The organism is Reichenbachiella sp. (assembly GCF_965223055.1).
Lineage (GTDB): Bacteria > Bacteroidota > Bacteroidia > Cytophagales > Cyclobacteriaceae > Reichenbachiella.
Genome location: NZ_CBDCVM010000010.1, coordinates 17,662 through 30,209 on the forward strand (window position 1 = coordinate 17,662; position 12,548 = coordinate 30,209).

General features: G+C 40.7%; 10 protein-coding genes and 1 tRNA gene. 4 read left to right on the forward strand and 7 right to left on the reverse strand.

Translation table 11 applies throughout. The features are described 5' to 3' along the window. Positions 1–83: 83 nt before the first annotated feature. Together leuS and ACOQO5_RS07880 are read right to left on the reverse strand one after the other, a co-directional pair. A complete protein-coding gene (gene leuS / locus ACOQO5_RS07875; protein WP_420581144.1) occupies positions 84–2,867 on the reverse strand; it encodes a leucine--tRNA ligase in 2,784 nt (927 codons plus the stop codon). Between the two features lie 175 nt (positions 2,868–3,042). After that, positions 3,043–3,116: transfer RNA gene (locus ACOQO5_RS07880), tRNA-Met, on the reverse strand. A 122-nt stretch (positions 3,117–3,238) separates the two neighbouring features. On the opposite strand from ACOQO5_RS07880, the gene ACOQO5_RS07885 reads away from it, so the two are divergent. Continuing rightward, positions 3,239–3,622 carry an START-like domain-containing protein gene (locus ACOQO5_RS07885; RefSeq protein ID WP_420581145.1) on the forward strand — a complete coding sequence of 128 codons (384 nt, stop codon included), beginning with the start codon at positions 3,239–3,241 and terminating at the stop codon, positions 3,620–3,622. On the opposite strand, the gene ACOQO5_RS07890 is transcribed toward ACOQO5_RS07885, so the two are convergent. Continuing rightward, complete coding sequence (locus ACOQO5_RS07890) at positions 3,619–3,786, reverse strand: B-box zinc finger protein (RefSeq protein ID WP_412071650.1); 168 nt, start codon at positions 3,784–3,786, stop codon at positions 3,619–3,621. The genes ACOQO5_RS07885 and ACOQO5_RS07890 overlap by 4 nt on opposite strands. 188 nt (positions 3,787–3,974) lie before the next feature. On the opposite strand from ACOQO5_RS07890, the gene ACOQO5_RS07895 reads away from it, so the two are divergent. Next, positions 3,975–4,502 carry a thioredoxin family protein gene (locus ACOQO5_RS07895; RefSeq protein WP_420581146.1) on the forward strand — a complete coding sequence of 176 codons (528 nt, stop codon included), beginning with the start codon at positions 3,975–3,977 and terminating at the stop codon, positions 4,500–4,502. A 1-nt stretch (position 4,503) separates the two neighbouring features. On the opposite strand, the gene ACOQO5_RS07900 is transcribed toward ACOQO5_RS07895, so the two are convergent. Beyond that, positions 4,504–5,310: an exonuclease domain-containing protein gene (locus ACOQO5_RS07900; protein WP_420581147.1), complete on the reverse strand. Its 807-nt coding sequence runs from the start codon at positions 5,308–5,310 to the stop codon at positions 4,504–4,506. 37 nt (positions 5,311–5,347) lie between these two features. Then, positions 5,348–6,706 (reverse strand): UDP-N-acetylmuramate--L-alanine ligase, encoded by a 1,359-nt coding sequence (locus ACOQO5_RS07905; protein ID WP_420581148.1) that lies wholly within the window; start codon positions 6,704–6,706, stop codon positions 5,348–5,350. Positions 6,707–6,955: 249 nt separating this feature from the next. Here ACOQO5_RS07905 and dnaB point away from each other — a divergent pair, with 249 nt between their 5' ends. Next, positions 6,956–8,530: a replicative DNA helicase gene (dnaB, locus tag ACOQO5_RS07910; protein ID WP_420581149.1), complete on the forward strand. Its 1,575-nt coding sequence runs from the start codon at positions 6,956–6,958 to the stop codon at positions 8,528–8,530. A 15-nt stretch (positions 8,531–8,545) separates the two neighbouring features. Next, positions 8,546–9,544 (forward strand): zinc-binding dehydrogenase, encoded by a 999-nt coding sequence (locus ACOQO5_RS07915; protein WP_420581150.1) that lies wholly within the window; start codon positions 8,546–8,548, stop codon positions 9,542–9,544. Here ACOQO5_RS07915 and ACOQO5_RS07920 read toward each other — a convergent pair. Both ACOQO5_RS07920 and ACOQO5_RS07925 read right to left on the reverse strand, forming a co-directional pair. Further along, positions 9,541–10,701, reverse strand: a complete 1,161-nt coding sequence (locus tag ACOQO5_RS07920; RefSeq protein ID WP_420581151.1) for an OmpA family protein — start codon at positions 10,699–10,701, stop codon at positions 9,541–9,543. The two genes, ACOQO5_RS07915 and ACOQO5_RS07920, sit on opposite strands and share 4 nt — an antisense overlap. A 78-nt stretch (positions 10,702–10,779) precedes the next feature. Next, positions 10,780–12,531: a tetratricopeptide repeat protein gene (locus ACOQO5_RS07925; protein WP_420581152.1), complete on the reverse strand. Its 1,752-nt coding sequence runs from the start codon at positions 12,529–12,531 to the stop codon at positions 10,780–10,782. Positions 12,532–12,548 lie beyond the last annotated feature (17 nt).

Genomic DNA, 12,548 nt, shown 5'->3' on the forward strand with positions numbered 1-12,548 from the left:
ATAATCATTCAAGAAGGCAAAAAAAAGGCTTCCAATTGGAATGAACCAACTGGAAGCCTTCTTCAAACAAATGCAGTTGGTAATTAAACTACCACATTGATAATTCGCTTAGGAACGATGATAACCTTTTTAGGTGGTTTGCCTTCTGTCCATTTCTGAACCGCTTCATGAGCCAATACTTCGGTTTCTATTTCGTCCTTAGGTTTGTCAATAGCAAAAGCGATTTTAGCTCTTACCTTACCGTTGATTGAAATAGGATATTCATGCGTGCTTTCTGTCAAGAAACTCTCATCGAAGGCAGGGAATTGAGCCAAGCTCACTCCACCCTCGTGTCCCAATTGCTCCCAAAGTTCTTCCGCCAAATGAGGGGCGAAAGGAGATAAAGCAATGGTTAGTTTCTCTAATACCTCACGTTTATTGCATTTCAGAGCCGTCAATTCATTCACAGCAATCATCAATGTACTGACCGAAGTATTCAAAGACAGGTTGTTGATGTCTTCTTCTACTTTTTTGATCGTACGATGAATGATTTTCTGTTCTTCGTTTGTTGGCTTTTCTTCAGAAACTTCAAAATTCTCTTCACCACTATGGAACAGTCGCCAGAACTTTCTCAAGAATTTGAATACTCCATCTATACCATGTGTATTCCAAGGTTTGAATTGTTCCAATGGCCCCAAGAACATCTCATACATTCGGAGTGTATCTGCGCCGTATTTTTCAATGATATCATCTGGATTGACCACGTTGTACTTCGACTTAGACATCTTTTCTACTTCGTAGCCACAGATGTATTTATCATCTTCGAGAACGAATTCGGCATCCTTCAAGTCTGGTCTCCAGGCTTTGAAAGCTTCTGTATCTAGCACATCATTGTTTACCAGACTTACATCTACGTGCATTGGTGTAGTTTCGTGTTGGTCTTTAAGATTCAATGAAACAAATTGATTTGTTCCTTTTACTCTATAAACAAAATTAGATCGTCCCTGAATCATTCCCTGATTTACCAATTTCTTGAATGGCTCTTCCTCCTTGGCAAACCCACGATCGCAAAGGAACTTATTCCAGAATCTGGAATAGAGAAGGTGACCAGTAGCATGCTCTGTACCTCCGATGTACAGATCCACATCTTTCCAGTAATTTTGCGCCTCAGTCGAAACAAAAGCTCCATCATTGCTGGCGTCCATGTATCGATACCAGTACCAGCTAGATCCGGCCCATCCAGGCATCGTACTTAGTTCTAGTGGGTAAGATTCATTAGAACCCTTAGGGGTGTAAGTAAACCCTTCTGCTCTGGCCAACGGCGGATCACCATCTGCGGTAGGTAGATATTTGTCTATCTCCGGTAGTACAATTGGCAAGTCCTCTTGCGCTACTGGATAAGGGATGCCATCCTTGAAGTAGATCGGCACAGGTTCGCCCCAGTATCTCTGACGAGCAAAAATAGCGTCTCTGATTCGGTAATTTATTTTACCACTTCCAATCCCATTTTCTTCCAGAAAGACAATGGCCTTGTCGGTAGCTTCCTGAAACGTCAAACCTTTTAATATGCCATCGTTGATGATCTTTCCTTCTTTGGTAGCATCTGCCTCTGTACTTATATCCATACCTTCATAGATGGGCAAAATGGGCAAGTCAAAGTGTTTGGCAAAATCAAAGTCCCTTTGATCACCACCTGGTACGGCCATCACAGCCCCCGTGCCATAGCCAGCCAGCACATAGTCAGCAATCCAGATTGGAATACGTTCTTGGTTGAATGGATTGATCGCGTAGGCACCAGTGAAAGCACCTGAAACCGTCTTCACGTTGGTCATTCGATCACGCTCCGATTTATTTTTGGCTACTTCTACGTAGGCTTCTACTTCTTTGCGCTGAGCTTCTGTTGTTATTTTATTGATCAGCTCTAGTTCTGGTGCAAGTACCAGGAAAGTAACACCACATACAGTGTCTATTCGTGTGGTGAATACGGTGATTTTATCATCGTGGCCTTCGATAGCATAATCCATCTCTGCGCCCTTGGATTTTCCGATCCAGTTACGCTGCATTTCTTTGAGTGGTTCCGGCCAGTTGATGGTATCCAGACCTTCCAATAGGCGCTCAGCATAAGCAGTGATTCTCATGCTCCATTGCTTCATGTTTTTTCTTACTACAGGAAAGCCACCTCTTTCGGAGAAACCATCTTTCACTTCGTCATTAGATAGTACAGTTCCCATTTCAGGGCACCAGTTTACTGTGGTCTCTGATAAATAAGTGAGTCTGTATTGTAGTAGAATTTCTTGTTGTTTGGCTTCGTTGAAAGCATTCCAATCCACTGCAGAAAATTCAGTGGCATCTTCATCACAAGCCGCATTAATTTTTGTGTTTCCTTCTTTTTCGAACTCAGCCACTAACTCCTTAATATCTCTAGCTTTGTTGGTGTCATGATCGTACCAGCTATTGAATAATTGGATAAAAATCCACTGTGTCCATTTGTAATAATTGGGATCGCAGGTTTGAACCTCTTTGCTCCAGTCGAATGAGAATCCAATATTTTTCAATTGTTCCTTATACCTGGCGATGTTTTGCTCTGTAGTGACAGCGGGATGTTGGCCAGTTTGGATGGCGTACTGCTCTGCAGGCAATCCAAAAGCATCAAAGCCCATAGGATGCAATACATTAAACCCTTTCGTTCTTTTGAACCTACATACAATATCCGATGCGATGTATCCTAGAGGGTGGCCTACATGCAATCCAGCACCCGATGGATAAGGAAACATATCTAAGGCATAAAATTTTGGTTTATTCTGATTCACATCAGCCTTAAAGGACTGCTGTTCTTGCCAGTATTGTTGCCATTTTTTTTCGATCGATTGGTAGTCGTATGATGCCATTTGTTCGTTGGTACTATTTGATATAAGTGCGCAAAATTAATAGTATTATTGAATTAATTGGTTAGATTAAAGGAGTTGTAAAATGGGCTAATGGTCAATGTTTGTACAGCTCCCCAAAATTCAATAAAAGAAAAAGGCAGTTGCCTAAAAAATAGGAACTGCCTTTTGAATCTAGTAGCGAAGACGGGAGTTGAACCCGTGACCTCAGGGTTATGAATCCTGCGCTCTAACCAACTGAGCTACCTCGCCGTGTGATTTTTCGAGGTGCAAATCTAGCCATTGTTTGTTTATTCACAAGTCTTTATAAAAACTTTTGATACATTCGTAGAAAATTCATACATTGAGTAAATAGCAAATCGATTTTAAAGGATATGAGCAAGTACAAATATGTAGGGGAATATGAGATCAGGGCATCAAAAAAAATGCTGTATCCTTACTTGTCTACGGCAAGTGGGCTAGCCCAATGGTTTGCCGATGATGTCAACATCAATGAAGATAAAATATTTACTGTTATTTGGGATGGAGAAGAAAGCCAAGCCAAGATGGTGTCTCATCGGACCAATTCACAAGTGAAGTTTGAATTTATCTCGGAGGATGAAGATCCCAACTATGTGGAGTTCAAAATTGACATGAATGAGATGACGCAGTCAGTTTTTATTAGAGTAACTGATTATTCTGAAATGGATGATGAACAAGAGTTGGAGGAGCTTTGGGAAAGCCTAATTCATGATCTTAAAGAAATAGTAGGAGGCTAATTGATTTGGTGTTCTAATCTAACCACAATTCCATCGCACACCGCACATTTACCAGCGAATAAACCTGGTTTTCCATGTTCTTCCTGGCATTTAACACACCAATACCTACCACATGACCTGCAGTGTAATGTGGCTCTTTTCTCGCATTTATTGCAATTGTGCATATTTCATCTTCTTTATCTAAATATAATAAATATTAGAAACTAGGCATTTATAGTTTGAAGAGAATATCACTCTTTACATAATATTAAGTAATAAAATAAACCTAAAGTGGTTATATGTAGTATTAGAGTATGAGTGCACTTCAAAAAAATGTACCTTTGAATTGTAATTTTTTAAATAAAGTCTAAGAATGATGAATAAGGCCTCTGTTTTAAGTACTTGTGTTTTGGTGGTGAGTTTGTTGATTGCGGATCAATCGATGGCTCAGGATGTGAAGAATGGGTTTCGTTCGTCGGAAAACGATGGATGGATAGTGAATGTCGAAGAGGCATATCAATTGTCAGAGAAAACAAACAAGCCAATTTTAGCCAATTTCACAGGTAGTGACTGGTGTGGTTGGTGTAAAAGGTTGAAGGCGGAAGTTTTCAATAAGCCAGAATTTAAAGAATGGGCTGCAGAAAACGTGGTTTTGTTGGAGTTGGACTACCCAAGAAGAACGAGTTTGCCAGAAGCGCAAAAAAAACAGAATGCAGAGTTGCAACAAGCTTTTAGAGTTACTGGGTTTCCTACTATCTGGATGTTTGATTTGGACAGACCTGATGGAAAAAGATTTCAGATTCAGGCTTACGGAAAAACGGGCTATGCAGCTGGAGGACCAAACAAGTATATTCAGAACCTGGATAAAATGTTAGAGCTTAAAGAAAAGAGCGTTAATTAATCTATCGCGCATTAAATCCTCTAAGCTTGATTTGAGTTAATTTTCTCTTCGTGTCCTGCGGAAAGTCTCCTTTCATCATCCAGTCGTAATAGCCTGGTTCAGCTTTCAGTACATCTTCTACAGGTTTGTGTCTGTGCTTGCCAAAGTTGAATACTTCCACGCCATCATCATTAGTTACAAACCTACCGGCTAGGTCCACCATATTTGCGGCCGAAACCTCATGCAGATTTTTCATATCGTTGGCCATAGTGCCAACAACTTTACCCATTGGGTTTACTACTTCTTGCCCATCGTATTTTTCAACCTGTGCTTTAATTACTTCGGCCGTAGCCAATGTATCGGCCTCTGCACTATGGGCGCCATCGAGAGATTTGTCACAGTAGAATTTATAGGCAGCCGTCAAGGTTCTTTTTTCCATCATGTGGAAAATTTTCTGCGCATCCACGAATTTCCTGTTGGAGATATCAAATTCCACATCTACTCTTGCAAATTCTTCAACCAATAAAGGAATATCAAACTTCAGACAGTTGAATCCACCCAAGTCACATCCATTTAGGAATTCTGCAAGACTTTTGGCAATAGACTTAAAAGTAGGGGCATCCTTGACGTCTTTGTCGTAGATGCCATGGATCATACTCGTTTCTATAGGAATAGGAATAGTAGGATTGATTTTCATCGTTTTTACTATTTCCTCTCCATCAGGCATGATTTTAACCACTGAGATCTCAACAATGCGATCAGTTGATATATTGGTCCCAGTAGTTTCCAGATCGAAAACTGCTAGCGGATTTTTTAAATTTAATTGCATTAATGTTGTTTCAAGTGATTAATCAGTTACTCGATTATTAAACAATTTTATTGGCGAAAGCAGCTAAATCCATCCCCCCAAATGTTCCAGAACTCATGAACAGCAAGTCTTGATCTTCCCAGGATTTGGTTTGAAGGTAGGACTGCAGTTTTTCAGTATCTGTAAATAATACGAGGTCCTTTCTGCCAAAGGCAGCTTTGATTTCGTCTTCTGCTATCGATTCATAATTTTTTTCCTGAACTACGTTTTTATCATAGAAGACGATGGCCTCATCTGGAGCCTTGTAGGTTCCCTTGTAGTTGGCTAAAAAATCTTTGTTTAAACTACTAAAGGTATGTAACTCATAACATGCCACTAATTTCCTTTTAGGATGTAATTCCTTAAGCGCTGCAGCAGTAGCTGCCAGCTTCGAAGGTGCATGAGCAAAATCGGTGTACACTGAGGTGTTATTATTCTCAGCTAGGAGATTATTCCTTTTGAATGCTCCTTCAAAAGATGCTACTGCTTCATAGAACTGCTCATCAGTAATTCCGATTCTCTTGAGAATTGTTTTAGCCCCTTCAATATTTTGCATATTGTGCTTGCCAAAGAGTTTGACTGACGTGTCTCCGTTGATTACAAAAGCACCATTCTTAACCTTGTATTTAGGCGTTTCATAGGGCTCTTTCCGTACATCATTTCGATCCTCATTTCCTATTTTTTTTGCTTGTTTGTCATCTGTGCAATAAACCAAGGTACCTGCCTTAGGAGTTCGATCAGCAAGCTTTTCGAATTGCTCCAAATAGCTTTTTTCAGTAGGGTAAACATTGATATGATCCCAAGCCGTTCCGCTGATAAGTGCAATGTGATGATCGTATTTTAGAAATTTGGGTTCAGGGTCTAGCGGTGAAGTGAAGTATTCGTCACCTTCTATAATGATTATAGGAGCGTCTGATAGTTTTATAGTCTCATCGATACCATTGATCTTAGCCCCGATCACATAATCGAAATTCCGATTCCAATAATTCAACACATGAATAATGGTTCCAGTGATGGTTGTTTTTCCATGACTGCCTGTGATTACGATTCTTTGTTTGTTGTCAGACTGGGCTCGGATAAATTCTGGATATGACCAGATTTTAATACCTAATTCTTGTGCTTTCAGCAATTCTGGATTGTCTGCTTTAGCATGCATCCCTACTATGACTGCGTCTATAGAATTGTCAATTCTATTCGCATCCCAACCCATTTCATCGGGTAGTAATCCATGAGATTTCAATAAACTCGCCGCAGGGTCATAAATCTTATCGTCAGAGCCAGATACAGTCATTCCTTTCTTCTTAAGGGCAATGGCTAAACTGCTCATTACAGCACCTCCAATGGCGATAATGTAGATTTTTTGATTTTCTTGACTCATGCGGGAATTGAATTTTTTCAAAAATAAGACAATTAGTAAGGTGTGCAAATTAAACCTACTCTTATAATTTGAACAACAATAATCTTATAAGTATACGTTTACATATATGAGCACTCTTAAGCCTTCATTTCAATGTGGAAATGTTGTCTATAAGCCAATCGAATTTTAGAAAGAATACACCGCCCATTTTTATATGTTTGTTTTCGAATTTGAAATAGATGTAATTCTAGGTTTTTCTTTATTAAAATTATGGCCAATATAGATTCTCCCGATCAAGGAAATGTCAAAAATAAAATAGGTGGTAGGAAGAGCCCATCCAAGACTGCTTTGGTGCCGCTGGGTAAAATGCAGCCGCAGGCCGTTGATATCGAAGAGACCGTACTGGGTGCATTAATGCTGGAAAAGGATGCATTGACTACGGTCATTGACATTCTAAAACCTCAAAGTTTTTATGATGACCGTCACGCCAAAATTTATGAGGCGATTGTTCAGCTATTTAATAAGTCAGAGCCAGTAGACATTATGACTGTCACTGCTCAATTACGGAAAAACGGAACATTAGAGATCGCAGGAGGGGCGTATCATATCGCTAACCTTACCACTAGGGTGAACTCTGCTGCCAATATTGAGTATCATGCTCGTATCATTACTGAGCAGGCGATAAAACGAGATTTAATCCGTATTTCAGCAAAAATTCAGGAGGATGCCTTCGAGGATACTGAAGATGTGTTTGAATTGCTTGACAGAACGGAGCAAGCACTATTTGAAATATCTGAATCCAACATTAAAAAGAACTATGCCGGCATGCAGCAATTGATGCATGAGGCTATTATGGAGATCGAAGCTCGAAAAGAGCATAAGGATGGACTGACTGGAGTTCCAAGTGGATTTACTGAACTTGATCGTGTGACTGCTGGATGGCAAGCATCCGATTTAGTAATTATCGCTGCTCGTCCCGCAATGGGAAAAACGGCATTTGTAGTGTCTGCCATGAGAAATGCTGCTGTAGAGTTTGGAGAAGCTGTGGCAATTTTCTCTCTAGAGATGTCGTCTATTCAGTTGGTCAATCGATTGATTTCAGCAGAAGCTGAACTAGAGAGTGACAAGATTAAAAAAGGAAACTTGGCTGATCATGAGTGGGAGCAATTGGTTCATAAGACAGCTAGATTGACTGAGGCGCCCATATTCATTGATGACACTCCAGGTTTGAGTATTCTCGAATTAAGAGCTAAATGTCGAAGATTGAAAGCTCAGCATGATATCAAAATGATTATCATTGATTACTTGCAGCTGATGTCTGGTGATTCGTCAAAGTCAGGTGGCGGCGCTGGAAATAGGGAACAAGAGATCGCTTCGATTTCAAGGGCCCTGAAAGGAATTGCTAAAGAGTTGAACGTTCCAGTGATTGCACTGTCTCAGTTGAGTAGAGCCGTGGAGACTAGGGGAGGAGACAAGCGACCTCAACTTTCGGATTTGAGGGAATCGGGGTCAATTGAGCAGGATGCCGATATGGTAATGTTCCTTTATCGTCCGGAGTACTATGATATTACTGAAGATGAAGATGGTTTGCCAACGGCAGGGACTGGTGAAGTGATCATTGCCAAGCACAGAAATGGCTCTTTGGAAAATGTTAAACTTAAGTTTATCGGACGGTTTACCAAGTTTGCCGATTTGGATGGGTCAATCATGGGAGGTGACTACAGCGGTGGAGGCTTCCCATCGGCTGGTATCCCAGCTGAATTTGATAGTTCACCCAATACAATGACATTCCCGTCAAAAGCCAATGAAGGAGAAGAATCTCCTTCTGGTGATGCACCATTTTAAACAACCCAAAACAACATGAAAGCCTTAATACTAGTTGACGAAAGTCAGGATAAAATTGCTATCCGTGAAATTGAAAAACCTTCACCAAAGAAAGGAGAGGTACTCATTCAAGTGAAAGCTGCAGCCTTAAATCATCGGGATCAATGGTGTAGGATTGGCATGTATCCAAACATTCAATACGACACAGTTTTGGGCTCTGATGGCGCTGGTGTTGTTGCGGAAATTGGAGAGGGTGTTGATAGTAGTTGGTTAAATAAAGGAGTAATTATCAATCCCAATATCAACTGGGGAAATAATGAAGCAGCACAGTCTGCTGACTATCACATACTTGGTATGCCAACAAACGGCACCTTTGCTGAATATGTGGTGGTTAGTACAGATCGCTTGAGTGAAAAACCTATGCATTTGAATTTCACTGAGGCTGCAGCCTTACCACTGGGAGGATTAACTGCTTTTCGGGCAACATTCACAAAAGGACAGGTAAGCGAGGGACAAAAAGTACTGATTTCAGGTATAGGAGGAGGAGTGGCACAGTTTGCTTTTCAATTTGCCCAGTCAGTTGGAGCAGAAGTGTATGTGACATCTGGAAGTAAAGACAAGCTAGCTCAAGTTGTTGAAAAAGGTGCAGTCGGCGGTTTCAATTATAAAGAAGACAGCTGGTCTAAATATGCATTAAAAACTACGGGAGGTTTTGATGTAATTATCGATAGTGCCGGAGGCAATAGCATGAATGATTACTTAAGGTTGATCAAACCTGGAGGTAGATTGGTACATTATGGTTCAACTACCGGAGCACCAAAAAATTTAGATATGTTTAGATTGTTTTGGAGTCAAGCTAGCATTCATGGCAGTACTATGGGGTCGGATAAAGAATTTAGAGAAATGGTGAAATTTGTTTCTGAGAACAACATCAAACCAATCATTTCCTCAGTGAGAGCCTTTGATCAAGTTATCTCAGCTTTTGACGAAATGCATGCTGGTGATCAGATGGGCAAACTGGTCGTTACTTTTTAGTTTTCTAGAATAACAAACTCGACCCTTCTATTTAGGGCTTGGTTTTGAGGGGTGTCATTGGGTACAATGGGCTGACTACTGCCGTAGCCTTTGTATTCCAATCTGAATTCGTTGAGCCCTTTGGCGACTAAATATTCTACTACGGCTTTGGCTCTGGCCTCTGATAGTTTTTGATTGTACTCTCTGGAACCAACATTGTCAGTGTGTCCTTCTATCTCAATTTTCACCCGTCTATGTTTTTCCAGGTAGGCCAGTAGTTTATTCAGTTCCAAATAGGAGGTCCTTAAAAGGGTGGCCTTGTCAAATTCAAAATAGATATTTTGTAAAGTAAATTTCTTGCCTATTTCAGCCGGACCAAAATATTCGTCTTCTGGTTCTACTTTTGTAATAGCTGGATCTGGGTAAATCGACTCATTGGGATCCACTGGCCTTACCAATACATCATCAATTAAATAGTAGGAGATTTGGGGCTGTAGGTGCTTAGGTGTTCTTTTATCTCGAATGTGAGAAAATTTACGTTTTGTCTTCTTTGTTTTCAAGGCGGAATCCGGTGCAAAAGTCCCGATAGATAAAGCCAACTCATCTCCTTTGGCAGTAAATGTTCCGGAGATTTTAGTCCAATTTTCATGGTCTTCTAATATTCGATCTTTTGGATTAGACACCTGAGGCTTATAGTGATTGAAATTCATAATCTGCCAGTCGAAATTAGGCATATCTCTGGTGAAATACATACCAAGACTGTTGATGGCGAATTCGCAATTGTCAGCCAGGTTAACCCACATTTCTGCATAATACTGATGGCCTGCAACAAGTGGTTTGGTCAGTTGGACCATAGCAAATTCACGATGATTTTCGGGTACGCGCCAGCCACGTCCGCTTTTGGATGTTAAGTAGGAAATAACCCCAATATAGGCTTCTCCGCTATGTGCTTCTTGCTCTCCAAAGACATTTGTGGGGACACCCATGATATTTTTTGTATTGCAACTATGAAAGAAGTCGGGAGATGGGTCTGCGGTTCCAAACGGAAACCATGATTTGGTGAATTTGAGTTGATTCATGGTGAATGGACAGTCCCAGTTTTCTTCAAAACCAGGATTGAGTACCATGTTTTGGGCTTGCCCAGAGAAATACATGGAGAGCCAACATATTCCTACCAAAAATCCATTTTTGACCATAATGCAATATACACGCTCAAAGCGATTTTCAATATTTGAGCATGTATATTTCAGAACATTTTATGACCTTGTCTTAGTTCCGCATACTGGTAGTTCCGGTACGTTGGTGAGTTGTTCGGTCAATGTTTTGATTTCCAACCCATCAAAAACAGGAATAGAGTGATGGAGAATTCTTGATGAAGGTAATTCGAAATCTGCATGCTTCCAGGCCTCTGTTAGTTTGTCAGAAGTTAAATCTGCATCCTCAGTTTTGCCTTGTGCCACTTGACTCAAAAGCAATCCTTTGAGCGCCCATCCATTCCTTGGGTAGATAGACAAATCTTCCAAATAGGTTTTTTCAGCCAATTCATGTGCACCATTCTCTAAATAAATGGCACCGAGGATATGTCTCACTGAAAAAAACCAATCTGGTGGCTCGTTATAGTTTAGCTGATCCTCAATGGCTACGGCTTGACTGAGCTTAGAAATCGCATCTTCGAAGTTGCCCTGCTTATTATTTAATTCGGCTTCCAGAATCAAGGCAGCAATTCGGACCAAATGATCTACCGTATTTAATTCCCATATAGAAATTTGCTGGAGTTCTTCTTTGCCATTAATTCTTTGGAGTGACTTCAATTCGTTTTGAGCTTGTTCAATTTGATTGGTTCCAAGGAAGGCCATCCCTCGCGCATAATGCCAAATGGCTTTTGGATATAATAAATCTGGTTTTGACAATTCCAGTATTTTATCCCATTGACCAAACTTGACCAATATGTAATAAGGAATGATGAAATAATGTTGGAGCGTAGCCCATTCTGGCTGATACATGAGTTGTGCATCCGCATTTTGTGCTACTTTAAAGGCGGATTCTATGGCGAGACGACCTCTGCCTTCTAGTGTAGCTGTAGCAGCTAAGAAATGATAGTTGTGAGGGTAGTATGCTAGAGGATATATGCCTTGAGCTTTGCAATTAGTGATATAAAGGCTGTCAGCGATCACTGATAATTCTCCAGCTACACTGCCTTCATGGTAGTTGCCTGTTCTGATGTAAATATGAGCTGGCATGTGGACCAGATGACCAGCAGCAGGAACCAAATCAGTTAAAGTATTAGCTGCTTCAATCGCTCGCCCTGGATTCCTGGAGGCTTCGGTGGCATGGATATAATAATGGTTGGCTCCTGGATGTTTTGGATTGGATGCTAGAGTTGCTTCCAGCATATCTAGTATTTCGCCAGTCCACGCCTGAGGTTCACCAGTCTCCGTATTCCAATAATCCCAGGGATGTAAGTCCATAAGTGCTTCTGCACATAAAGTGGCCACATCATCATTTTCTTTGAAATTGTTATAAGTAATTCTCATCGCATCGGCAAATGACTTATAACAAACTGCAAGTGTTTGTGTTTTGTCTTTAGGGTATCTGAGGTCTATCGATTCAATCAATTGTTTTTCAAGCGGGGTCAACTTGTCTAGATATTGTTTGGCCTGATCGATGTATCCATTGGCTTCTACTACCAAAGATGAATCCATGGCAGCGTTGATATTGGGGCCCAGAACGTAGGCCATTCCCCAATAACACATGGCGCATTCTTCATCCAGTCGAGCGGCTTCTTTAAAAGAACGCATGGCTTCGGCATGGTTGAGGCCATAGGTTAATGTCAATCCTTGGTCGAAAAATTTTTGACTCCATTCATTAGCTGTAGTAATCTTAAAGTGGTTGTTACCAAGCCGGTCAAACAGAGGAGCCTGAAAATCAGGTGCCTTTTTTGCTGGATTACAGGCAAAAAGAGCGAGGGTCAAGAAGATGGTAAGTTTAAGTGGTTTTAGAGGTGTCATAGATTTTTGAATTGTTT

Bases quoted from the DNA above. Each gene is read 5' to 3' on its own strand.
- leuS (WP_420581144.1), bottom strand. From the start codon at position 2,867: ATGGCATCATACGACTACCAATCGATCGAAAAAAAATGGCAACAATAC.
- ACOQO5_RS07915 (WP_420581150.1), top strand. From the start codon at position 8,546: ATGAAAGCCTTAATACTAGTTGACGAAAGTCAGGATAAAATTGCTATC.
- ACOQO5_RS07905 (WP_420581148.1), bottom strand. From the start codon at position 6,706: ATGAGTCAAGAAAATCAAAAAATCTACATTATCGCCATTGGAGGTGCT.
- dnaB (WP_420581149.1), top strand. From the start codon at position 6,956: ATGGCCAATATAGATTCTCCCGATCAAGGAAATGTCAAAAATAAAATA.
- ACOQO5_RS07925 (WP_420581152.1), bottom strand. From the start codon at position 12,531: ATGACACCTCTAAAACCACTTAAACTTACCATCTTCTTGACCCTCGCT.
- ACOQO5_RS07885 (WP_420581145.1), top strand. From the start codon at position 3,239: ATGAGCAAGTACAAATATGTAGGGGAATATGAGATCAGGGCATCAAAA.
- ACOQO5_RS07890 (WP_412071650.1), bottom strand. From the start codon at position 3,786: ATGCACAATTGCAATAAATGCGAGAAAAGAGCCACATTACACTGCAGG.
- ACOQO5_RS07895 (WP_420581146.1), top strand. From the start codon at position 3,975: ATGATGAATAAGGCCTCTGTTTTAAGTACTTGTGTTTTGGTGGTGAGT.
- ACOQO5_RS07900 (WP_420581147.1), bottom strand. From the start codon at position 5,310: ATGCAATTAAATTTAAAAAATCCGCTAGCAGTTTTCGATCTGGAAACT.